The sequence below is a fragment of the Caballeronia sp. LjRoot31 genome (assembly GCF_964253885.1).
Taxonomy (GTDB): domain Bacteria; phylum Pseudomonadota; class Gammaproteobacteria; order Burkholderiales; family Burkholderiaceae; genus Caballeronia.
In genome coordinates, this window is record NZ_CAXURX020000001.1 from 627,100 (window position 1) to 651,937 (window position 24,838).

Genomic DNA, 24,838 nt, shown 5'->3' on the forward strand with positions numbered 1-24,838 from the left:
TAAACAACCTCGGAGGCGCTTAATGGAGCCAGTCCACGGCAGCATGCTGTTGGTGTACGCGGTTATTGTCATCGCATTGCTGATCCTGCTGATCACGCGTTACAAGGTTTACCCGTTTCTTGTCCTGGTGATCGTTTCGTTGTTGCTTGGCCTGGCAGTCGGCATGCCGATGGAGAACATCGTCAAAGCGTTCGAGACCGGCAATGGCAACACGCTGGGGCATATAGCGATCGTGGTCGGACTGGGCACCATGCTCGGCAAGATGATGGCCGAGTCGGGCGGAGCGGAGCAGATTGCCAATACGCTGATCAAGTGGTTTGGCGAGAAGCATATTCACTGGGCCATGATGTGCGTGGCGATTATCGTCGGCTTGCCGGTGTTCTTCGAGGTGGGTTTCGTGCTGCTGATCCCCATAGCGTTCAACGTCGCGAAACGCACCAACAAGTCGCTGTTGCTGGTTGGCTTGCCCATGGTCGCCGGGCTTTCGGTCGTGCATGGATTGATTCCTCCCCACCCCGCCGCGCTGCTTGCCGTGCAGGCTTACCACGCGGACATTGGCCGCACCATAGCGTATGGGCTCATTGTTGGCATTCCTACTGCGATTGTTGCGGGCCCGCTGTTTGCGCTGCTGATCAGCAAACATATCAAGCTGCCTGAAAACAATCCGCTCGCGGCGCAGTTTATCGACTCAGGCAAGGACTCAGGCAAGGAAGGTAAGCAAGGCGAGAAGCGCGAGCTGCCCGGGTTCGGCATCACGCTGCTCACTGTCTTGCTGCCCGTGATCCTGATGCTGATTGGAAGCTGGGCCGACCTGATTTTCGCGCCCAAATCGCTGCCTAATAACTTGTTGAAATTTGTAGGCAATGCCGACGTCGCGTTACTGATTGCCGTGCTGTTCAGTTTCTGGAGCTTCGGGGCGTCTCGCGGCTTCAACCGTGAACAGATCCAGAAGTTCTGCGGCGATTGCCTCGCGCCCATTGCGGGCATTACCTTGATCGTGGGCGCGGGCGGCGGCTTTGGGAACGTGCTGCGCGAAAGCGGGATCTCGCAGCAGCTGGTTGCCACTGCTTCGGCTGCGCATTTGTCGCCGTTGCTGCTTGGCTGGTTCGTGGCTGCGCTGATCAGGCTGGCAACCGGGTCCGCAACAGTCGCCATGACCACGGCGTGCGGGATTGTGGCGCCTATAGCGGCGGCATCGAATGGCGCGGTCAGCGCAGAATTGCTGGTGCTCGCCACCGGTTGCGGATCGCTGATTTTCTCGCACGTGAACGACGGGGGATTCTGGCTCGTCAAGGAATATTTTGGCATGACGGTGGGTCAGACGTTCAAGACGTGGTCGCTTTGCGAAACCATCATTTCGCTAATGGGATTAGGTTTGACCTTTGCGCTTGCGACGGTCGTATAAGGAGATTCCGATGATATTGATTGCGATGGGCGTATCCGGCTGTGGCAAGACCACAATAGGCGAGATGCTGGCTGAACGGCTGAACTGCGATTTCGCCGATGCCGACAGTTTTCATAGCCAGGCAAACAAAGACAAGATGCACCAGGGCATTCCATTGACGGACGAAGACCGCTGGCCGTGGCTGAACGCTATTCGCGCTTCGATTGTGGAGAAGCAGGCTGACGGCACGCCGCATGTCTATGCCTGCTCGGCGTTGAAGCGCGTTTACCGTAACATTCTTCGCAACGGAGACCCGGACGTGACTTTCGTTTATTTGAAAGGATCGGAAGAACTGTTGAGAGAGCGCATCAAGACACGCAAAGGGCATTTCTTCGACCCGGCATTATTGCAAAGTCAGCTTGATACATTGGAACCGCCCGGCCCCGACGAAGCCATTGAAGTGGATATTGCGTTAGCGCCGGAGAAAATTGTGGATACAGTATTGAGTGCAATGAGCGACCGCGGTTTCTAAATTCAAGCATCTATTACGCGCACGCGCTTCGCATGTGTTTCAAAATTAAAGCGGGTTCAGTGCAACACTGAACCCGCTTTATTTTATTCAGGCCGGTTTCTCATAGTCCGAATTGGGCCTGGCCGTCCATTGCGCGGCAATGGGCGGTTTTATCTGTGGCGGCGCAGGCGGACGGACCTGGGCAACCCTATTTGACTTTTGACTGCTCGACAGTGGCGCGGTGTAAGCCGGATCGACACAGTCGGGTTTCGTCACGGAATGGCGAATACATCGTTTGCAAAGGCCTGTGTAATTCGGCCTGGCGTGCCACTTATCAACCACGCGGTTGGGAAATTGTGCGTTTCAGCGTTGTACTGGAACCTTGCATAAGGGTCCTATATTGTCGAGCGCGGTGAAGAAATTAGTTATGCAAAACATAGATACGATTGGAGAAATATTTTCAACAAATGTTGGGAGCATCTGTGTGCCAGTTTGACTCATTTTAACTTTGCATTTAGGACTTTTCCTGTAGGTGCGTATTCCTTTAACAGTCAGAATCGCCGTTCATGCGTTGGAACTCACTATTTCATAGTTGTCCGACTCGTTCATCTGGGTGGTTGGCTCGGTTCGCGCTGAACGTGGCTCAGAGTTGCACCCTTTCAATTCACTGTAACAAAAGGTAATAACATGGCACTCCAAACATCCGATCCGTCAGCGGCAGTCATCACGTCAGTTGGCTCGGTAGGGAACGGCGGCACGATCTCGAGCACCACGCCGGTCATCACAGGCACGGCGGACGTGGGCGACATCGTCAGCATTTATGACGGCGTGCGGCTGCTCGGCACGGCATTGGTGGGTGTGAACGGCACGTGGTCGTTTACGCCAACCGTAGCGCTCAAACTTGGCGCGCACAGCTTCGCGGCCATCCCCCAGGACAGCCACGGCAACTTCGGCGCCTCCTCGGCGACGGTGGGCGTGCAGATCGCTTCGAACGTGCCAGTCGCGCCGGTGATCACGAACATCGTGAACGCGTCACAGGTGACGATTCCTTCGGGCGGCATTACCAACAGCGGCACGGAGACGGTAAGCGGCACGGGCGTGGCGGGCGCGACGGTGCATCTGTACGAAAACGGCTATGCTTTCGGCAGCACGACGGTGGACGTCACGGGCCACTGGACGCTGACGATCAACCTGGGGGGGCAGGGCGACCACACCTACGCGATGACCGCAACGCAGACCACGGGCGCTTCGCCTAGCGTTGCATCGAACACCTGGACGCTCACGCTCAACACCACCACGCCGGCCACGCCGGCGGCACCGACCACCACGGACGACAGCGGCAACCCTATTCCCGCAGGCAGCACGACAGCTGACGCGCATCCGCATATCCACGGCAAGGGCACGAACGGCGACACCATCACGGTGTACGACAACGGCGTCGTCATCGGCTCGACCACGGTTGCAGGGGACGGCACATGGACCTTCACGCCGTCGCCGGATCTGCCCAATGGCTCGAACAGCATCACGGTGATTGAAACGAACCCTGCGGGCACGCCGAGCGCGAGTTCCACGCCTATCGTGGTGGTGGTGGACACGACCACGCCAGCAAAACCGTCGACGCCGGTTCTGACGGACGACAGCAACGCATCAATTCCTGCGGGCAGCACCTCGTCCGACGGCCATCCGCACATCAGCGGCACCGGCACGGCAGGCAACATAGTCAAGGTCTACGACGGTGCGACCCCGATCGGCTCGGCCGTGGTTGACGGCACCGGCAAATGGACCTTCACGCCGTCGACGGACATGGCCAGCGGCCCGCACAGCATCTCGGCCACGCAAACCAACGCGGCGGGCACGACGGGGGCGGCATCGGCCGCAATCGCGTTCACGTTCACGCCTGTGGCCGGGGCGCCGGTCATCACGAATGTGCTTGATACAGTGGGCACGAGCCCGACTCTGGTGAGCATTCCGAGTGGCGGGGCGACCAGTGGCAATCAGCCCACCATCAGCGGCACGGGTGTGGTCGGCGACACGGTGTACATTTTCCAGAACGGCGCTGGATGCGGCAGCACGACAGTCGACACCACCGGTCACTGGTCGGTGAAGGTTCCGGCAGCCATGACGGACGGCGCGCATATCATGACGGCCACGCAGTTCGCCAGCGGACAGGCACAAAGCGTTGCGTCGAACAGCTGGACGATCACGATCAACACCACCACGCCGGCTACGCCGGCAGCGCCGACCCTGACCGACGACAGCGGCCACGCGATTGCCGCAGGCAGCACGACGGCCGACGCGCATCCGCATATTGCGGGCAAGGGCACAACGGGCGACATCATCAAGGTGTACGACAACGGAGTGGTAATCGGTTCGACCACGGTTGCCGGGGATGGCACGTGGAGCTTCACGCCGTCACCGGACTTGTCGAACGGCTCGAACAGCATCACGGTGATTGAAACGAATCCGGCGGGGACATCGAGCGCGACGTCGGCAGCAACGGCCGTGGTGGTGGACACCACTACGCCGGCAAAACCGTCGACGCCGGTTCTGACAGACGACAGCAACGCATCAATTCCTGCGGGCAGCACCTCGTCCGACGGCCATCCGCACATCAGCGGCACGGGCACGGCAGGCAACATAGTCAAGGTCTACGACGGTTCGACCCCGATCGGCTCGGCCGTGGTTGACGGCACCGGCAAGTGGACCTTCACGCCGTCAACGGATATGGCCAGCGGCACGCACACGATCACGGCCACGCAAACCAACGCGGCTGGCACGACGGGCGCGGCATCGGCCGCAATCGCGTTCACGTTCACGCCTGTGGCCGTGGCGCCGGTGATCACAAGCGTGGTCGACGCCGTGGGTCCGGTTCAGGGCCCGGTCCCGAATAACGGTACGACCGACGACAACCAGCCGACTGTCGGCGGCACGGGCACGGTTGGGGACACCGTCTACCTTTTCATGGATGGCGTTGGGGCCGGGCAAGCAACCGTGGACGCCACCGGTCACTGGGCGCTTAAGCCGCAGTGGACGATAAATGATGGCCTGCATACTTTTACCGCCACCCAGTTCGCCAGCGGACAGGCACAAAGCGCTGCGTCGAATTCCTGGACGATCACGATCACCACGACCGCGCCGGCCACGCCGGCCGCGCCGACCTTTACGGACGACAGCGGCAACGCGATCGCCGCCGGCAGCACGACGACCGACGCGTACCCGCACATCAACGGCCATGGCACGGCGGGCGACACGATCACGGTGTACGACGGTGCCAAGGTGCTGGGCTCGACGGTGGTGCAATCCAACGGCACCTGGACGTTCCAGCCGACAACGATGTTGGCTGCGAATTCTACGCACAGCATTAGCGTGACGGAGTCGAACGCGGCCGGTGCGAGCGCGTACTCGGCAGCCTCGTCAGTGAGGATCGGGGCCGGGCTTGTCATCACAGGCGTGTACGATAACAGCGGTCTACTGATTGCGAACAACGCTTCTTCGACGGGACCATTAACCGTTAAGGGCTGGGTCAACGGTTACACCGCTGGCACCCAGCAACTTGTACTTCTCGTTGGTGGGGCCGCATCCACTATTGGGAGTGGAAATCACCTGGTCTTCGTGACGGTGAATTCGGACGGCACGTTTGCCTACACCTTTTCTTCACAGTCGAAGGACACCGTGGGGTCGCCGTTGTTTACTGGTTCGCCGGGAACCATTGATTTCACTGGAACTGTAATAGTAGTAGCCAGTGGAAACGCTGTCATGAGCAGTTCGACCTGGACGGCCAATGAAACCAGCTGGAACTACAGTGCTCCTCTCGTCAGCGCGACGCAACACGCACCGGTCACCGACGACACCGTAGTCGCTCTCGACCCGACGGCCTCTACGCCGGCTCACCACACGGTAGTCGGCGAGCACGACGCCTTCATCGGTACGGCGGCCAACGGCAACGAGACGGTGGACCTGAACGCGGACCCAGCGTCCTACTTCAAGGAAACCACGGCGCATATCCAGGGCTCGGGCGGTACGGCGATCGATACACTGCACCTGACGGGTGATCACCAGGTGCTCGACCTGACCTCGCTGACCGGCCAGACGGCGGCGGCGAAGATCTCGGGTATCGAAGTGATCGACCTGGGTGGTCACACGAACAACCTGAAGCTCTCGCTGACGGACGTGCTGAATCTGGGTGAACAAGACCTGTTCCAGAAGGACGGCCATCAGCAGTTGATGGTGAAGGGTTCGGACGGTGACACGGTTGATCTGTCGAACGCGCACATTGCTGGCGTGGCCGACGGCGTGTGGCAAGCCGAAGGCACGGCGGTGGTGGGCGGCGTGACGTACAACGTGTACGAACACTCCGGCGCGCACACCGAGTTGCTGGTTCAGCAAGGCGTGCAGATCGCGTTGCATAACTAAGCAGCGCAATTGAGGAGAGCGGTTCCCGGAGGGAGCCGCTCTCAGCTGACGGAAACATGGAAAGGCCGTTGCGGGAGCAATCCCGCAACGGCCTTTTTTGTTGGTTTTTGATAGTTCGGCAAGGCTTCAAACAAGACCGCCTCGGCATTCTGATTGCCCTGCCGGTTACGTGGCTAACATAAGCCATCTCGTATTGCAGCGGCCGCCGCCGTGCGAAGGCTACCCGGCGGAGTTGCGCGGTGGCCGCCGCTTCAAATTGTGTGACCAGCCGCGCAGACCCGACGCGTTCCATGCACTGAAGCGCATGCCGCGCGTTGCACTTGGCTATCGTTACTTTCCTTTTCGCGCGGGTCGTCCTTGGAGTATCGCCTTTAGGATTTCTCCTGTATCGACGCCGTTGATTTGCATGGAAAATTCGCGGTCGCACGTTGGGAAACGTGCTGTTGTGCAACGGATAAATCCGTTTCCGAGGGGCGGGTCGAACCAAGCGGCTTGACGCCCCATCGACTTCATAGCAATCAAAGGTAATTGATCAATGGCGCTTCAAACACAAGACCCGTCTCAGGCAGTCATCACGTCGGTGGGCGCAGCGCTCAACGGCGGCACGGCCAATAGCACCACGCCGGTCATCACGGGCACGGCGGACGTGGGGGACATCGTCAGCATTTATGACGGCGTGCGACTGCTCGGCACGGCATTGGTGGGTGTGAACGGCACGTGGTCGTTTACGCCAACCGTGGCGCTCAAGGGCGGCTCGCACAGCTTCGCGGCCATCGCGCAGGACAGCAAGGGCAACTTCGGCGCGTCGTCGGTTCCGTTGACCGTGCAGGTCGGCTCAACCGTAGTTGCACCGGCCGCGCCGGGCATCACAGCGCTGACCGACAACGTGGGCACCAAGACCGGGCCGATCACGAACGGCACGATGACCGACGACTCGCGGCCCGTCCTGACGGGCACGGGCACGGCGGGCAACACGATCACGCTGTATGACGGCGCTACTGTAATCGGCTCGGCCACGGTGGCAGGCAACGGCACGTGGAGCGTGCAACCCGCCACGGCGCTGATTAATGGCACGCACGATCTATACGCCACGCAGACCAACGCAGCGGGTACGAGCCCGCACTCGACCGATATCAGCTTCACGGTCAACACCACCACGCCGGCTACACCGGCTGCGCCCACTACCACGGACGACAGCGGCAACGCAATTGCCGCAGGCAGCACGACAGCTGACGCGCATCCGCATATCCACGGCAAGGGCACGAACGGCGACACCATCACGGTGTACGACAACGGCGTCGTAATCGGCTCGACCACGGTTGCACCGGACGGCACGTGGACCTTCACGCCGTCGCCGGATCTGCCCAATGGCTCGAACAGCATCACGGTGATTGAAACGAACCCCGCCGGCACGTCGAGCGCGAGTTCCGCGCCTATCGTGGTGGTGGTGGACACGACCACGCCGGCAAAACCGTCGACGCCGGTTCTGACAGACGACAGCAACGCATCAATTCCGGCGGGCAGCACGACAACCGACGGCCATCCGCACATCAGCGGCACCGGCACGGCAGGCAATATAGTCAAGGTCTACGACGGTGCGACCCCGATCGGCTCGGCCGTGGTTGACGTCACCGGCAAGTGGACCTTCACGCCGTCAACGGATATGGCCAGCGGCACGCACACGATCACGGCCACGCAAACCAACGCGGCCGGCACAACGGGCGCGGCATCGGCTGCAATTGCGTTCACGTTCACGCCTGTGGCAACGGTACCGGTCATTACGCTTCTGCACGAATACAACGGTTCGGTCGACGTCAAGTCCGTACCGAGCGGCAGCACGACGCCGTACACGGGCAATGTTATCTATGGAACGGCGCACTACGGCGACACGATCTCCGTATACGACGGCGCGAGCCTGTTAGGTTCGGTCGGTGTGTCAGTAGACGGCTCATGGTGGATCGGGTCGGGCATCACCTGGGCAAGCGGCGTGCACACCATCACCGCTACGGCCAAGACTTCCGGCGGTGTGACGAGCACGGTTTCAAACACGTTCACTTTCACCGTGAACACTAGCACGCCGGCGACGCCGGCCGCACCGACCTTTACGGACGACAGCGGCAACGCGATTGCCGCAGGTGGCGCGACGGCCGACCCGCATCCGCACATCAACGGCAAGGGCACGGCAGGCGACATCATCACGGTGTCCGACAACGGCGCCGTAATCGGCTCGACCACGGTTGCAAACGACGGTACATGGTCGTTCACGCCGTCAACTGATATGGCCGCTGGCAACAACAGCATCACGGTTACTGAAACGAACCCGGCCGGCACGTCGAGCGCGGCTTCGACGCCGGTTGTCATCACGGTCGTTACGACCGCGCCGGCCACGCCGGCCGCGCCGACCTTTACCGACGACGCGGGCGCAGCCATTCCCGCAGGCAGCACAACCCCCGACGCCGCTCCGCATATCAACGGCAAGGGTACGGCGGGCGACACGATCACGGTGTACGACGGCACCACGGTGTTGGGCACGGCGGTCGTGAACTCAAACGGCACATGGACATTCCAGCCGGCGACGGCTTTGTCTAGTGCTGCACACAGCATCAGCGTCACGGAATCGAACGTGGCCGGCACGAGCGCGAAGTCGGCAGCCTCGACAGTGACTGTCGGTATACCTTCGCATTCGATCGTGATTACTGGCGTGTACGATCAGGATGGTCTTCTGATCGCGAACAACGGTTCGATGACTGGGACAATCACTGTGAAGGGGGCCGTTATTGGGTACGCCGCTGGCGATACGGTCCAGATATTTGTTGCTGGCGACCATATAAGCGGGTCAGGTAGGCCGTCGATAACCGTAACGGTGGGGCCAGACGGCACTTTTTCCCAGACGTTTTCTGCGACCACAACGTTCGCTGACAATACGCCGGTCTTTCTCGCGGGTACAGCACCAGGGAAGACCACTTTCACGGCCATTGACTACCCTGCTACCGGAAGTTCTTACAAGTCGGCGGATTACGTCGTCAACGACACCAGTTGGACTCACACCGGAACTGCCCCGGCTACGCCGGCTGCGCCGACCATGACGGACGACAGCGGCGCTGCGATTGCTGCGGGCGCGACCACCTCCGACAGCCATCCGCATTTCAATGGCACGGGCACGTCGGGCGACATCATCAAGGTGTACGACGGCGCGACGCTGCTGGGTTCTGCAACGGTGGCACCGAACGGGCAGTGGACGTTCTCGCCTTCTACGGATTTTTCCAGCGGCCCGCATAGTGTGTACGTGACCGAGTCGAACGCAAGCGGCACGAGCGCGGCCTCGGCCCCGATTGCGTTCACCTTCGCCGTGGCCGCCCCGGCCACGCCGGCTGCGCCGACCTTGACGGACGACAGCGGCGTAGCGATTACATCGGGCACAACGACCGACGGTCATCCGCATATCAATGGCACAGGCACGTCGGGCGACATCATCAAGGTGTACGACGGCGCGACCGTAATTGGTTCGACCACCGTTGGCACGGACGGCAAGTGGACGTTCATGCCTGCAGCCGACTTGAGCGTTGGCAGCCACGATCTGTACGTAGTGGAAAGCAACGCGGCGGGCTCGGCCACTTCGCCGCATGTGCCGCTTACTGTTAATTTACCTCTGGTCATTTACGGTATAGGCACCGCCGCTGGTGACCTTTCGTACGCCCGCGAAGTTTTGATCTCGTCTGGCGGTACGACCATCACAGGCGGAGTTGCCGATTTGGCGGGAAGCGGCACAGTGGGCGCTGTCATCCGGATCTACCGCGATGGCTCGCTACTAAGCACGACAACGGTCGACGCAACGGGCAAGTGGGGGGGTACGAGCAAAGCTAATTACGATTACCCGCCAAACGGCGTGCATACCTATACCGTGACGCAAACAGTGGGCGGCGTGACGAGCGCCCCTAGCGCGGGTTGTGTATTGAATGTGGGCGGCAGCGTGGTGATCAACGGCGTGCCAGCCGTGCCGACCATAACAAACGATTCGGGAGTGGTGATTCTTGGGAATACAACGACTCAATCCGCGCATCTGAGCTTTAGCGGAACCAGTTCTCCCACGGGGAACGACATCATTACGCTATACGATGGCAGCACAGCGATCGGTTCAGTTACTGCGGATCAGAACGGAAAATGGAAAATCGCACCCACGGCCAATTTTGCAAACGGCGCGCACGATTTTTACATCACGGACCTACCGTCTATTGTGGCAGGAGGCAGTTACCTTCCGGGTACTTCGCTGCACGTGCCGCTGACGGTGGCGACCGGACTGTCGTCCATGTTGCAGCCGACAAGTTCGGACGCAACCGACGACACAGCCCAAGCAGCGTCGGGCGTAGATTCGACTCAACCCGACCACCACACGGTAGTCGGCGAGCACGACGCGTTCATCGGCACGGCGGCCAACGGTAACGAGACAGTGGACCTGAATGCGGACCCGGCGTCTTACTTCAAGGAAACCACGGCGCATATCCAGGGCTCGGGCGGTACGGCAATCGACACGCTCCACCTGACGGGCGACCACCAGGTGCTCGATCTGACCTCGCTGACCGGCCAGACGGCGGCGGCGAAGATCTCGGGTATTGAAGTGATCGACCTGGGCGGTCACGCGAACAACCTGAAGCTCTCGCTGACCGACGTGCTGAACCTAGGTGAACAAGACCTGTTCCAAAAGGACGGCCATCAGCAGTTGATGGTGAAGGGTTCTAATGGCGACACGGTTGACTTGTCGAATGCGCACATTGCGGGCGTGGCTGACGGTCAGTGGCAGGCGGAAGGCACGGCGGTGGTGGGCGGCGTGACGTACAACGTGTACGAACACTCCGGCGCGCACACCGAGTTGCTGGTTCAGCAAGGCGTGCAGATCGCGTTGCATAACTAAGTAATACCGTAGGGAAGCGGGCGGCCTCGGCAAAAGTTCAGCCGGCGCCGCCCGTATCTTTAATTGGTTGCAAAACAAAAGGCCGCAACGGGAGCAATCCCGCTGCGGCCTTTTGTCTTGTATTCACACTTCGGCATAAATTCGATCAATTTAGCAACAAATAGCCGCAAAATCGGCCCATTTTTAAGAGCTTTCGGATATGTAAGGCGAAGAGGTTCTGGTTAGAATCAGCCGCACGTATCGGGAATATTGCGCGTTGCGCAATGGACCGGTGCGCTTTCTCGAAGCCGTGCGCGTGCGTGTCTGACCGAGCACCGGCCAAGTTTCATCGTTTCACTAGCAATAGAGGCAAAACACATGGCACTGCAAACACAACAATCCTCCCAAGCGGTCATTACGTCGGTCGGCATGGCGTCCAACGGCGGAACAGTTGGCAACCCGACGCCGGTTATTGCCGGGACTGCGGACGCGGGAAGCATTGTCAAAATTTATGACGGCATCAGGCTGCTTGGTACGGCCATTGCCTCGGACAACGGCACATGGTCGTTCATTCCCGTGGTCGAGCTGAAGGTCGGAATGCATAACTTTGCCGCCATTGCGTCGGACGGGCTTGGCCATGACAGCGCGTCATCGGCTGCAATGAGCGTTCAGGTTGCCGCACCCGTTGAACCGGTCCCGCAACCCGTGATGCATTTCATGAGCACTGCGCCCCAAACCGTTGTTGTGTCGGCAGCGGACGATTCGCGTCCCGTGCTGACCGGCGGCGGCAATGGCACGCCTGGCGACGTCGTCACCGTACTCGACGGCAGCACGGTTCTTGGCAGTACTACGGTGGATACTAACGGCAATTGGTCGTTCACGCCCGAGGCCCATCTGTCGGTCGGCACGCACAGCATTCGCACGGTGGAGTCGAATCCATCGGCACCCGTGATCACGAGCCTGGTCGACAACCAGGGTCCCCTGGCCGGCAACGTTGCGCCGGGTGGCCTGATCACTGACGCGCAACCCACGCTCAACGGCCTGGGCCATGCGGGCAGCACGATCAATGTCTTCGACAACGGCACCCTGCTCGGCACCACGGTGGTTAGCGAGAACGGCACCTGGAGCTTCACGCCGGCAGCGGCATTCCTGGTCGGCGGCCACGGCCTGACGGCAACTGAAACCAGTACAGGTCATGTGACGAGCGCGGCATCGCAGGAGTTCGACTGCACGTTCACCAAGATCATGGTGACCGGCGTGACCGACAGCCACGGCGCGTCGGTGGGATACGGCGGCATGACAGACGGCACGGTGACCATTACCGCCTGGATCGATTCGAGCATTTCGTCGCAGGGCGCGACCTTCATGTTGTCCGGCCCCGGTACGAATGGCTGGGAAAGAATGTCGACCCAGCCGGTGCTGAATGGCAACACGCTGACCGTTGTGCTGAGCCAGCATGACTGGGACGGAATGGGCGGCACGCTCACGGGCGGCAACTATTCCATTGGCTTCCAGACCGCCGCCGGTTCGACCATGTTCAATCCGGACCTGGGCTTTACTTTCATGGACACCTTCAGCAGCGCTACGGTTCCGTCCGCGCCGGTCATCAGCACGGTGACGGACGCCACAGGGCTTATCACGAACGGCATGACGACTGGGGAATCGCATCCCACGTTCAGCGGCACCGGCGTTCCCGGAACCGTGGTCACGCTGTTTGACGGCAACACGGCAATCGGTTCGACCACGGTCAGCATGAATACGTCATGGGACATCACGCCCACGGCGGCGCTCGCCAACGGCTCGCACGACATTTTCGCGACGCAATCCAGCGCGGCAGGCACGAGCGGCCACTCAGCGGACATCCACTTCACGGTGAACACGAGCGTGCCTGCTGCGCCCGTGATCAACGAACTGATGGATCACAACGGCGGGATCATCGTGACGGGCGGGACCACGGCCGACACGCATCCTTCGATCAGCGGCACGGGCGCTCCGGGCAACTCGATCATGATTTACGACGGCATCCGGATGATCGGCATGACCAAGGTTGCCAATGACGGCACCTGGAACTTCCAGCCGAATTCGTTGTTTGCGCTCGGCTCGCACGACATCTACGCCATGCAATCCAGTTCGGCGGGCACGAGCGCGCAGTCCGCGGATATTTACTTCACGGTGGGCTCGGGCACGCCGCAACAGCCGTCGCGTCTTGTCCTGACGGACGACAGCGGCGCGTCGATCGCCCAGGGCGGCATATCAACCGACGGCCATCCGCATATCAGCGGCACAGGTACGGCGGGAGACGTGATCCGCCTGTTCGACAACTCGTTCCTCATCGGCTCTGCGGTGATCGACACCAACGGCCGCTGGACCTACACGCCCGGCGCGGACCTGTCAGTGGGCACGCACAACCTGTTCGTGACCGAAACGAATGCGAGGGGCGAGACCAGCCCTCAGTCCAGCGTCTTTTCGTTCATCTTCAACCCGGGTAATCCGGTCACTCCGTCAGGCGCTCCCACAGCGCCGCTGGTGACGGGCTTGATCGACGCCTCCGGTTCGGTTGTCAGCCTGATCTCGAATGGCATGGACACGGCAGACGCGCGTCCTACGCTGACAGGCACGGGAACCGCCGGCGACGCCATCAGGCTGTTCGATGGCACGTCAGTCATCGGCATGGTCACGGTCGGCTCGAACGGCACCTGGTCGGTCCAGCCTTCCACGCCGCTGTCCTCGGGCCCGCATGATCTCTATGCGGTCGCTATAAATGGTCAAGGCACGAGCGCGCGTTCCGCCGACATCAATTTCAACGTGACGGTTGCTCACGGGCCGCAACAGCCATCGCTGCCTGTCCTGACGGACGACGGCGGCGCGGCCATTGCCCCGGGTTCTGTCAGTACCGACGGCCATCCGCATATCAGCGGCACGGGCACGGCGGGCGACACCATCCGCGTGTTCGACGGCTCCACGCCGATCGGCTCCGCGCTGATCGATTCGAAGGGCCACTGGACCTTCACGCCGGCGGCGGACTTCGCCGTGGGCACGCACAACCTGTTCGTGACCGAGACCAATCCGGCGGGCGACACCAGCCCGCAGTCCGATGCTTTCTGGTTCAGCTTCAACCCGGTTGTCCCCGTTGATCCGTCCGCTCCCTCTGCGCCGGTGATCACGGGCCTGATCGACACCGCCGGCCCCCTGGCAGGCAACGTTTCGCCGGGCGGCCTCGTGACTGACGGACAACCCACGCTTAACGGCACGGGTCATGCGGGCAGCACGATCAACGTCTTCGACAACACCACGCTGCTCGGCACCGCGGTCGTGAACGATAACGGCACGTGGAGCTTCACGCCGGCAACCGCGCTGCAGGTCGGCGGTCACGGTTTGACGGCAACTGAGACCAATTCGGATCACGTGACGAGCGCTGCATCGCGGGAGTTCGACTTCACGTTCACCAAGATCATGGTCACGGGCGTGACCGACAGCCACGGCGCGTCGGTTGCACAAGGTGGAATGACCGATGGCACGGTGACCGTGACCGCCTGGATCGACTCGAGCATTTCGTCGCAGGGCGCGACCTTCATGTTGTCCGGCCCCGGTACGAACGGCTGGGAAAGAATGGCGACTCAGCCGGTGCTGAATGGCAATACGCTGACCGTTGTGCTGAATCAGCAGGACTGGAACGGGCTGGGCGGCAAGCTGACGGGTGGCATCTACTCGTTCGGTTTTTCGACCGGATCAGGTTCGACCCTGTTCAATCCGGACCTGAGCTGGACCATCATGGACACCTTCAGCAGCACGGCTATTCCGTCCGCGCCGGTCATCAGCACGGTGAGCGATGCAACTGGCCTGATCACGAACGGCATGACGACTGGGGAATCGCATCCCACGTTCAGCGGCACCGGCGTTCCAGGAACCGTGGTCACGCTGTTTGACGGCAACACGGCAATCGGTTCGGCCACGGTCAGCGTGAACACCTCATGGGACATCACGCCCACGGCAGCGCTTGCCAACGGCTCGCATAACATTTTCGCGACCCAGTCCAGCGCGGCGGGAACGAGCGGTCACTCCACGAATATCCGCTTCACGGTGGACACCAGTGCGCCTGCGGCCCCGGTGATCTCGGAAATCATGGACCACGGCGGCCACCTGGTCGTGGCGGGCGCTACGACAGTCGACACCCATCCTTCCATTAGCGGCACGGGCGTTCCCGGCAGCACGATTACCCTGTTCGACGGCGGCAGCAGAATGATGGGCGTGACCAAGGTCGGCAATGACGGCACGTGGAACTTCCAGCCGAACGCGTTGTTTGCCACCGGTCCGCACGACATCTACGCCGTGCAATCGAATTCGGCCGGCGCGAGCGTTCAGTCCGCCACTATCCACTTCACGGTGGATCCGAGTTCGGGCACGCCGAAAACGCCTGTGATCAGCATCACGGACGACAACGGCGCGCCGATCCCACAGGGCGCGGTCAGTTCGGACGGCCATCCGCATATCAGCGGGACGGGCGCGGCAGGCGACGTAATCCATGTGTTCGACAACTTCATGGTGATCGGATCCGCGGTGATCGATGGAACTGGTCACTGGATGTTCACGCCGGGTGCGGATTTGTCGGTGGGCACGCACAACCTGTTCGTGACCGAGACAAATTCGTCGAATGCGAGCAGCCCGCAGTCCAACGTTGTCTCGTTCGACTTCTCGCCGTCCAGCACGCCGGTTGTCAACTCGGACGCTCACTCGGCAGTCGATGAGCATGGCGCCTTCCTGGGCACGGCGGCCTATGGTAACGAGACGGTGGACCTGAACGCGGACGTGAGTTCGTACTTCAAGGAAAACACGGCGCACATCCAGGGTTCGGGGCACGGCGCGATCGACACGTTGCACCTGACGTTCGCTCACCAGGTGCTCGATTTGACCTCGCTGACCGGCCAGACGGCGGCGGCGAAGATCTCGGGCATCCAGGTGTTCGATCTGGGTGGCCACTTCAACAACCTGACGCTTTCGCTGACGGATGTGCTGAACCTTGGGCAGCAGGACCTGTTCCAGCAGGACGGCCATCAGCAGTTGATGGTGAAGGGTTCGTCCCTCGACTCGGTGGACCTGTCGAGCACGCACATTTCAGGCGTGGCTGACGGTCAATGGCACCAGGAAAGCACCGCGGTCGTGGGCGGCGTGACGTACAACGTGTACGAGCACTCCGGCGCGCATGCGGAATTGCTGGTGCAGCAAGGCGTGCAGATCGCGTTGCATAACTAGGCAGCGCAGTAGAGGGGAGAGCGGTTTGCAGATAGAACCGCTCTCCTCTTGGTAGGAGCCAAGGAAAAGGCCGTCACGGGAGCAATCCCGAGACGGCCTTTTTTCTTGGCTCTAACCCTTCTGCAAGGCCAGAAGCAAGCGCCTTTTTAATCGGGTCCAGCAACTTTCGCTTCGATGCCTCTTTGATTTGTTAACGAGCATTCATGCAATTGCCCTGTCCGATACGGATGCATTGCATTCATTTAGGACTTCTCCGATATCAACACCGCTGACTCGCATGGAGGATTTGCCGTTGCACGTTTCGAATTGTGCAATTTACTTCCAATTCGTTTCCTTGGGGCGCGTGCACCGGCGGGTTCGACGCCCCGTTGACGTCGGAATAATTAAAGGAGATTGAATGATGGCGCTTGGAACACAAGACCCGTCTCGGGCAGTGATTACATCGGTTGGCGCGGCGCTTGACGGCGGGGTGGCGAATAGCACCACGCCGGTCATCAAGGGGACGGCGGACGCAGGCGACACCGTCACCATTTATGACGGCGTGCGGGCGCTTGGAACAGCAATGGTGGGGATAGACGGCTCCTGGTCATTCACGCCGTCCGCAGCGCTCAAGGGCGGAATTCACAGTTTCGCGGCGATCGCCCAGGACAGCCAGGGCAACTTCGGCGCCTCGTCTGTGCCGTTGAGCGTGCAGATCGGCGCGACCGTCGTTACGCCGGTCGCGCCGGGCATTACAGAGCTGACCGACAACGTGGGCGGCATCACCGGGCCGATCACGAACGGCATGACCACGGACGATTCCCGGCCGGTCTTGACGGGCACAGGCACGGCGGGTAACACGATCACGGTGTACGACGGCGCTACGCTGATTGGCACGACCACCGTGGCGGGCAACGGCACGTGGAGCCTGAGGCCCGCAACGGCGCTCACCGACGGCGCGCATGATGTCTTCGCGACTCAGAGCAATTCGGCGGGCACAAGTCCGCATTCGACCGACATCAGCTTTAAGGTGGACACCAGCACGCCGGCCACACCGGCCGCGCCCACCTTGACCGATGACAGCAACGCGTTGATTCCTGCGGGCAGCTCGACGACTGACGGCCATCCGCATATCAGCGGCACGGGCACGGCGGGCGACATCATCACGGTGTACGACGGCGCCACGGTGCTGGGCACGGCCACGGTTGGCCACGACGGCAAATGGACGTTCACGCCCGCAACAGATTTGGCGATAGGCGGGCACAGCATCAGCGTGACGGAAATGAATGCGGCGGGCACGACGAGCGCGCATTCGCCCGACACTGGTTTCACCTACGGGGTCGCACCCACGGAAACGGTAACGATCACGAATTTGCTTGATACCGTTTCTGCCGCGAACACGTATGTCAGCAACAATGGTTTGGTGCTGGGCGCGAGTCCGACGGTTCAGGGTTCCCTTTCCTCAGTTCTGCAAACCGGCGAGACCGTGGCTCTCTACCGGGACAATGCGTTGATTGGCACTGCAACGGTGAACGGTAGCACCTGGTCATACAAAGACTCGGGTGTAACCGGCGGCTATCACACGTATACGGCGAAAGTGGTGAGTGGCGGCTTGGCAGGGGTAACGTCGAATACTTTCGGGTTCACCGAATCCACGTCGTCTGGCGGGCAGGTATGGAATGTATCCACCTCAGGATACCAAACGATCTATATCGACATTACCGGGATGAATCTTGCGGGACTCTACGGTGCGGGATCGCTCTGGACGAACACCGCCTATGCGAATAATCCCGGCGCAACAGCCACTCTGACTTCACGAGGAAACAACATTTACAGCTACGGTTGGGGCTATACAACGCCCAAAGGGGTGGAGGAAAGTATTTTTTGGAAAACGACCAACGGAACGCTTTATCTGATAGATGACAAGCGTGCCGAGTCCAGTTGGAACCTGGTCGGGTTCAACGTCCATTTACCGGTTTCGGGCGGGGTCTGGGCGCCAGCGGTGCCGGTTCAATCGGTAAGCGCCGTTCACCAAACGGACGACCAGGCGCTTATCGGGTCGTCCGATCAGGCGACGACCGACGACTCAACCACGACGAATCATCACACGGCGGTGAGTGAGCACGACACCTTCGTCGGCCACGCGGCCAACGGTAACGAGACGGTGGACCTGAATGCGAACCCCATGTCCTACTTCAAGGAAACCACGGCGCATATCCAGGGCTCGGGCGGTACGGCGATCGATACGCTGCACCTGACGGGCGACCACCAGGTGCTCGATCTGACCTCACTGACCGGTAAGACGGCGGCGGCGAAGATCTCGGGTATCGAAGTGATTGATCTGGGCGGTCACACGAACAACCTGAAGCTTTCGCTGACGGACGTGCTGAACCTCGGTGAACAAGACCTGTTCCAGAAGGACGGCCATCAGCAGTTGATGGTGAAGGGTTCTAATGGCGACACGGTTGATCTGTCGAATGCGCACATCGCGGGCGTGGCTGACGGTCAGTGGCAGGCGGAAGGCACGGCGGTGGTCGGCGGGGTTACGTACAACGTGTACGAACACTCCGGCGCACACACCGAGTTGCTGGTGCAGCAAGGCGTGCAGATCGCGTTGCATAACTAAGCTAAGGAAGTCTTTAAGACCGATGATTCCAAAAAGGATCGTCGGTTGCATGACCCGAAAAAGCTAATCGGCCGCCGTTGCAGAAGTGATTCTGCAACGGCTTTTTTGCGTCCTCTTAACAGAGCGGATTGTCTTGACGGCATCATCATTTCATCTCCCACGTAACAGCCGGCGAGACGCATTGACAGCAACCAATTCAGCATCGCATCGACACGTTCAAAACAAGCACGGTTGTCAACACATCCCTACGCGTCGTCCCAAAACTCTGAATTTCAATGTTGAGATGGAGCCGTCACGCGCGGTGCTTTATCGTCGAACGCATCGCAATTTTCTGGGAGGCAGGATGTCGAGCGCATCATCCTTGCCTGAGCGACCTGTCTATCGATCGCATGTCGCACAGCGTCAGCGGCATCAAAAGCGAAGAGGACTTGTTCCGCAAGGATGCACGCAACAGTCTGCGTTAAATGGCAAGGAGGGAAGTTTCGTTGACCTTTTCGAACTTCCGATGGCCCAGTGATGAAGGGCAACGAATAAGAACACGGGCGCGCAGGTTGACGGCGTTTATGCATAACGTCGACCCGCATTTGAACACCCATGCCGAATTGCCGGTGCAGCAGAAAGTACAGGTCGATTGGATTGTATTGACACGGTGAAAGTCGCAGCCACTTCTTGATCAGTCATGCGCGGTTGCATTGACTCGCTATAAAAAAGGATTCGCGAAAATGGTCTCTAACCTAGATGTTCGCGCACAAGCTGTCATAACCGAAGTGGGAGGCGCGAAAGATGGCGGTACGATCCACACTGAAAAGCCATTGATTGTCGGCACGGCCAATCCGTTCGCAACTATAGACGTGTACGACAGTGCAACGCTGCTCGGAGTCGTAGTCGCGAATGGGCAAGGGGGATGGTCGCTCCAGCTCTCCACACCGCTTTTCGATGGCGTCCACGACTTGTCGGCGGTTCAGGCTGCAGACTATGGCGGCGACCGCACGGTCAATTACTTCGCCGTTACAACCGAAGCGGTTGAAACCCCGCTCATTGACGACGTCGTCGCGAACCACGCGTCCCTCTACGCGACAGGCGCGGCGGCTGACTCCGGGCTCAGCAGCGCGCCCTATTTTCCCGAGAACGTCTTTCACGTCCGGTCTGCCGCGAGGGTTCCAGACAGCGACGTCTCGGGACACACTGTTTCCAGTGCCGTCAATGCCGCCGAGCCGTCAGAGCCCCCAAAGCCGTCCGAGCCTTATGCCAGGCGAACACTGGAGTTCGCCCATGGTGAGAAGAGTGTCGAAACGTTCGCGTTTCTCGGTCATCACCAGGTTCTGGATCTTGGCGCGCTGACGGACAGATCGCTGGCGACGTCCTCAGGGATTGGCGGCTTCGATCTTGGCGGTCAACACAACGCGTTGAAAATGTCGCTGGCCGACACACTCAGCCTGGGCGAGCACAATCTTTTTCTCGACGATGGCAAACAGCAACTGATGGTCACCGGCAAGGATGGCGATTCAGTTGACCTGAGCAACTCACCTGTTGCGGGATTGTCCGACGGTCAATGGCAGCATCATGGAACCGCGCAGGTTGGCGGACACACGTTCAACGTGATTGAGCACTCGGGTAGCCACACTGAATTGCTGATCGAGCAGGCAGTACGAATCGAGTTGCATTGAGCGGGCAGCAAAAAGCAGTTCGGGACAACCTTCCCCGAACTGCTTCCGGTCAAAACACGCGGCTACGGTGTTACTTGAGCGTTACTTGATCCGATTCGCCAATTCGACAGCCTTACCCACATATGACCCGGGCGTCATGGCGAGTAGCAATTGCTTGGCTTCATCCGGAATGGCCAGTCCGCTTATGAACGTCTGCAAGCCTTCGCGCGTAATGCCTTTGCCGCGCGTCAATTCCTTCAACTGCTCATACGGATTTTCAACGCCATAACGCCGCATGACCGTTTGCACCGGTTCAGCCAGAACTTCCCAGCAATTATCCAGATCTTCATTCAGGCGTGCGGCGTTCACTTCGAGTTTATCGAGTCCGCGAATCAGAGAGTCATAGGACAGCAGCGAATAACCGAACGCCACGCCAATGTTGCGCAGCACCGTTGAATCCGTGAGATCCCGTTGCCAGCGCGAGACGGGGAGTTTGTCGGCGAGATGGCGCAGCGTTGCATTCGCCAGGCCCAGATTGCCTTCCGAATTTTCGAAGTCGATAGGATTGACCTTATGCGGCATGGTCGATGACCCGATCTCACCCGCTTTGGTCCGCTGCTTGAAATAACCGACGGAGATATAACCCCACACATCGCGATCGAGATCGAGCAGGATGGTATTGGCGCGCGCCATGGCGTCGAACAATTCGGCCATGTAATCGTGCGGTTCAATTTGAATGGTGTACGGATTGAACGTGAGTTTCAGCCGGTCTTCCACCACGCCTTCAGAGAACACTTCCCAGTCGAAATCCGGATAAGCAGAAAGATGCGCATTGAAATTGCCGACCGCGCCGTTCATTTTGCCAAGAATCGGCACTTCCGCAATCCGTTCTATCGCGTTTTGCAAGCGCGCCGCCACGTTCGCCATTTCCTTGCCGAGCGTTGTCGGGCTGGCCGGCTGGCCGTGCGTGCGTGCGAGCATTGGCTGCGCGGCATGCGTGTGGGCGAGTTTGATCAGGCGCTCGTGCACGGAGCGCAGCGCGGGCAGCATGACGTGTTCGCGCGCGCCCGCGATCATCATGCCGTGCGACGTATTGTTGATATCTTCCGATGTACACGCAAAGTGGATGAACTCGCTCGCGCGTTCCAGCTCCGGCTGTCCTTTTACGGATTCCTTGAGCCAGTATTCAACGGCCTTGACGTCGTGATTCGTGACCTTTTCGATGTCCTTGATGCGGGAGGCATCGTGCACGGTGAAGCGTTCGGCGAGTTGCAGAAGGAAATTCTCGGACGCTTCGGAAAAGCTCGGAATTTCGTCGAATCCCGCTTGCGACAACGCGATCAGCCAGTGAACTTCGACCTTCACGCGATGTTTCATGAACGCGTATTCGGACAGCCACTCCCGCAGCGCTTCAGTTTTGGCGGCATAACGGCCGTCGAGCGGCGACAGCGCGGTCAGCGCGAAGAGGGTATCGGAACGGGTATCGGACATGGGCAACCGCGAAGAAAAGGCGAAAGGGAAGGAGAGATTTTAACATTTGCGAACCAGTCACCGAATGGAGCGTGTGTCGACCTGCTGGCACGAGACCATTCTATGCATTTTATGATAGCATTGCAGTCAATGACAGCAAAATGGAGTGCCCAATGGCAACGCTGACAATTCGCAACCTGGACGACCAAGTTAAGGCATTGCTTCGTGTGGAAGCTGCCCGGCATGGCCGTTCCATGGAAGAGGAGGTGCGGGTGATCTTGCAGAATGCGGTAGCGGGCACAGCAAACGTTACGGGTTTCGGCAGCCGTATCCATCAACGCTTTGCGAGTCTTGCCGACAACGGTCTGACGCTACCGGAACGGACTGAACGGCCACGGGCCGCTGAGTTTCCGGAATGATTATTCTGGACACGAATGTCTTGTCGGAGCTCATGCGCGCCCACCCCGACGAAAACGTGCTGGCCTGGCTGGATGCGCAAAACTCGCATGACTTGCACACCACGGCCATTACTGTTGCAGAATTGTTGTACGGTGTTGCGCGGCTTCCGCACGGCCAACGCAAAACCGCGCTGCGCGGCGCGATCGAGTCGATGCTTGATGGAGAATTAGCAGGCAAGGTGCTAGCCTTCGACCAAGGTTCCGCGCGTACGTATGCGGCCCTCGTAGCCGCACGCGAGGCGCAAGGCCGGCCAATCAGTTCAGCCGATGCGCAAATCGCCGCTATCTGCCACAGTTGCGACGCAGTGCTCGCAACGCGAAACGGCAAGGACTTCGAAGCGACAGAAATCCCGGTCATTGATCCCTGGACGGCAGCATAGCGTGCAGCGTCCGCTTGCGTCCACTTTTGCGTTCACTTGCCCCTCAGTTCGCGATCCAGCGCCTCTAACTGCGCCGCCGTTCCAACGTTCTCCCATCGGCCTTCATACAACTCGCCTGTAGCACGTCCGGCCGCGACCGTCTCCTGGTAATACGGCGTCAATGCGCGCCGTGTGTTGGGCGCGAGATCGCGAAACATGCGGGTATCGTATAGGCCGATATTGCCGAACGTGAAGCGCGGCGAGCCATCAAGAGAGAGCCGGCCATTCGGATCAAGCGCGAAATCGCCGAGGGTGTGAAAGGGCGGATTCGGCACCATCACCAGATGCATTGCCGGTTCATCGCGCAACGCCATCTGTGCGGCGCGTTCGTGCAAGTGTGCGTAGTCGAATTCGCAGAACACGTCGCCGCTGACCGCCGCGAAAACGGTGGCTTCGCCATGCTCTTCCAGCAGCGGTAAAGCCTTGGCAATTCCGCCCGCCGTCTCCAGCGCATGTATTTCAGGCGAGTAGCGAATTTCAACGCCCCAGCGCGAACCATTGCCGAGATTCGATACAAGCATGCGCCCAAGCCACGCGTGATTGATGACGATCGTCTTGAATCCGGCGGCAGCGAGCCGTTCGATTTGCCAGACGATCAACGCTTTGCCACCGGCTTCAAGCAAAGGTTTGGGACGTCTGTCAGTCAGGGGCCGCATGCGCTCGCCACGCCCGGCGGCGAAAATCATGGCTACGTTGAGAGCCGTCAAAACGTATATCCCACATCCACGGCGCGGCCTTCCAGCGTATCGAGCAAGCGGGCAAATGGCCTTAACGGCCTGTAGCGTTCGGACACCTTTCTCGCATAGCCCAAGAACCGCGGCAGATCGGCCAGATATTGCGGCTTTCCATCGCGATGATAAATCCGCGCGAACAGCCCCAGAACCTTGATATGCCGCTGCAAGCCCATCCACTCGATCTGCCGGTAAAACTCGCCGAAATCGGCGTCGACGGGCAATCCTGCTGCGCGCGCGCCTTCCCAGTAATAGACAAAACAATCGAGTTCGAACGCTTCTTCCCAACTGATGAACGCGTCGCGTAACAAGGAAGCGATGTCATAGGTCAACGGCCCGTAAACCGCGTCCTGGAAGTCCAGCACGCCAGGGTTCGGCTCGCTCACCATCAGGTTGCGCGGCATGAAATCGCGCAGCATGAAGATTTGCGGCTGTGCCAGCGCGCTTTGAACCAGAACGTTGAATGTGTCGTCGAGTACCTTGCGTTCAGCCGCGTCCAGCGTGTGGCCGAGATGACGCGTCACGAACCACTCCGGCATCAGTTCCATTTCGCGACGCAGAAAGGCTTCGTCGAAAGCAGGCAAGACGCCTTCGCGCGAGGTCGACTGAAACCGGATCAAGGTATCGATAGCCGCGCGCATCAGCGGCCGCGCGTTTTTTTCATCGAGTACGGAGAGGTACGTGGTCGTGCCGAGATCCGTCACCAGCATGAAACCGGCATCGAAATCTGTCTCCAGGATCTGCGGCACATGCACGCCGGCTTCGCGCAACAAACCCGCGACCTGCACGAATTCGCGGCACTTCTCGGGCGGCGGGGCATCGACGGCAATCAGGGTCTTGCCGAATTCGAGCCCGGCGTTGCTCGCCAGCCGGAAATAGCGCCGGAAACTGGCGTCGGTGGAAGCGGGCGCCAGCGTGGAAAGATCCAGCCGATACCGCTCGGCCACAGTCTGCAGCCAGTCGTGAAGTTGTGTAAGGCGGAAATTCGAGGAATTGGGGGGATTGGGCGTCATAAACTCGAGGGGTGAAACGTCTTGCCATATAATACCCCACGACTTTTTAA

General features: G+C 60.0%; 12 protein-coding genes. 9 read left to right on the top strand and 3 right to left on the bottom strand.

Translation table 11 applies throughout. The annotated features are described in order from the left end of the window. Positions 1-22: 22 nt before the first annotated feature. The 7 genes from ACSQ8V_RS02670 (at position 23) to ACSQ8V_RS02700 (ending at position 20,718) form a co-directional block, all read left to right on the top strand. The gene (locus tag ACSQ8V_RS02670) at positions 23-1,405 is read left to right on the top strand and encodes a GntP family permease (RefSeq protein WP_436204809.1); all 1,383 of its coding nucleotides are present in this window, start codon (positions 23-25) and stop codon (positions 1,403-1,405) included. A gap of 10 nt (positions 1,406-1,415) precedes the next feature. Then, entirely contained in the window at positions 1,416-1,916 is a 501-nt protein-coding gene (locus ACSQ8V_RS02675; protein WP_436204810.1) for a gluconokinase, read from the top strand. Positions 1,917-2,582: 666 nt separating this feature from the next. Further along, positions 2,583-6,308: an Ig-like domain-containing protein gene (locus ACSQ8V_RS02680; RefSeq protein WP_436204811.1), complete on the top strand. Its 3,726-nt coding sequence runs from the start codon at positions 2,583-2,585 to the stop codon at positions 6,306-6,308. Between the two features lie 535 nt (positions 6,309-6,843). Further along, the gene (locus ACSQ8V_RS02685) at positions 6,844-11,217 is read left to right on the top strand and encodes an Ig-like domain-containing protein (RefSeq protein ID WP_436204812.1); all 4,374 of its coding nucleotides are present in this window, start codon (positions 6,844-6,846) and stop codon (positions 11,215-11,217) included. Between the two features lie 357 nt (positions 11,218-11,574). Further along, positions 11,575-16,446 (top strand): Ig-like domain-containing protein, encoded by a 4,872-nt coding sequence (locus tag ACSQ8V_RS02690; RefSeq protein WP_436204813.1) that lies wholly within the window; start codon positions 11,575-11,577, stop codon positions 16,444-16,446. Between the two features lie 397 nt (positions 16,447-16,843). Further along, positions 16,844-19,051, top strand: a complete 2,208-nt coding sequence (locus ACSQ8V_RS02695; RefSeq protein ID WP_436204814.1) for an Ig-like domain-containing protein — start codon at positions 16,844-16,846, stop codon at positions 19,049-19,051. A 722-nt stretch (positions 19,052-19,773) separates the two neighbouring features. Continuing rightward, positions 19,774-20,718, top strand: coding sequence for a hypothetical protein (locus ACSQ8V_RS02700; RefSeq protein WP_436204815.1), 945 nt, complete (start codon positions 19,774-19,776; stop codon positions 20,716-20,718). Between the two features lie 81 nt (positions 20,719-20,799). Here the strand turns inward: ACSQ8V_RS02700 and purB are convergent, their stop codons facing one another. Next, complete coding sequence (gene purB / locus ACSQ8V_RS02705) at positions 20,800-22,188, bottom strand: adenylosuccinate lyase (protein WP_436204816.1); 1,389 nt, start codon at positions 22,186-22,188, stop codon at positions 20,800-20,802. A 152-nt stretch (positions 22,189-22,340) separates the two neighbouring features. Here purB and ACSQ8V_RS02710 point away from each other — a divergent pair, with 152 nt between their 5' ends. Next, on the top strand, positions 22,341-22,586 hold the full coding sequence (locus ACSQ8V_RS02710) for a FitA-like ribbon-helix-helix domain-containing protein (protein ID WP_213767580.1): 246 nt from the start codon (positions 22,341-22,343) through the stop codon (positions 22,584-22,586). After that, positions 22,583-23,005, top strand: a complete 423-nt coding sequence (locus tag ACSQ8V_RS02715) for a type II toxin-antitoxin system VapC family toxin (protein WP_436204817.1) — start codon at positions 22,583-22,585, stop codon at positions 23,003-23,005. The genes ACSQ8V_RS02710 and ACSQ8V_RS02715 overlap by 4 nt, the downstream gene beginning before the upstream one ends. A 32-nt stretch (positions 23,006-23,037) precedes the next feature. On the opposite strand, the gene murU is transcribed toward ACSQ8V_RS02715, so the two are convergent. Further along, on the bottom strand, positions 23,038-23,730 hold the full coding sequence (gene murU, locus ACSQ8V_RS02720) for an N-acetylmuramate alpha-1-phosphate uridylyltransferase MurU (RefSeq protein ID WP_436206577.1): 693 nt from the start codon (positions 23,728-23,730) through the stop codon (positions 23,038-23,040). Positions 23,731-23,747: 17 nt separating this feature from the next. After that, positions 23,748-24,788 carry an aminoglycoside phosphotransferase family protein gene (locus ACSQ8V_RS02725; RefSeq protein WP_436204818.1) on the bottom strand — a complete coding sequence of 347 codons (1,041 nt, stop codon included), beginning with the start codon at positions 24,786-24,788 and terminating at the stop codon, positions 23,748-23,750. Positions 24,789-24,838 lie beyond the last annotated feature (50 nt).

Coding starts and splice junctions, on each gene's coding strand:
- ACSQ8V_RS02690 (WP_436204813.1), top strand. CDS start 11,575: ATGGCACTGCAAACACAACAATCCTCCCAAGCGGTCATTACGTCGGTC.
- ACSQ8V_RS02680 (WP_436204811.1), top strand. CDS start 2,583: ATGGCACTCCAAACATCCGATCCGTCAGCGGCAGTCATCACGTCAGTT.
- ACSQ8V_RS02675 (WP_436204810.1), top strand. CDS start 1,416: ATGATATTGATTGCGATGGGCGTATCCGGCTGTGGCAAGACCACAATA.
- ACSQ8V_RS02710 (WP_213767580.1), top strand. CDS start 22,341: ATGGCAACGCTGACAATTCGCAACCTGGACGACCAAGTTAAGGCATTG.
- ACSQ8V_RS02715 (WP_436204817.1), top strand. CDS start 22,583: ATGATTATTCTGGACACGAATGTCTTGTCGGAGCTCATGCGCGCCCAC.
- murU (WP_436206577.1), bottom strand. CDS start 23,730: ATGATTTTCGCCGCCGGGCGTGGCGAGCGCATGCGGCCCCTGACTGAC.
- ACSQ8V_RS02695 (WP_436204814.1), top strand. CDS start 16,844: ATGATGGCGCTTGGAACACAAGACCCGTCTCGGGCAGTGATTACATCG.
- ACSQ8V_RS02670 (WP_436204809.1), top strand. CDS start 23: ATGGAGCCAGTCCACGGCAGCATGCTGTTGGTGTACGCGGTTATTGTC.
- ACSQ8V_RS02725 (WP_436204818.1), bottom strand. CDS start 24,788: ATGACGCCCAATCCCCCCAATTCCTCGAATTTCCGCCTTACACAACTT.
- ACSQ8V_RS02685 (WP_436204812.1), top strand. CDS start 6,844: ATGGCGCTTCAAACACAAGACCCGTCTCAGGCAGTCATCACGTCGGTG.
- purB (WP_436204816.1), bottom strand. CDS start 22,188: ATGTCCGATACCCGTTCCGATACCCTCTTCGCGCTGACCGCGCTGTCG.
- ACSQ8V_RS02700 (WP_436204815.1), top strand. CDS start 19,774: ATGGTCTCTAACCTAGATGTTCGCGCACAAGCTGTCATAACCGAAGTG.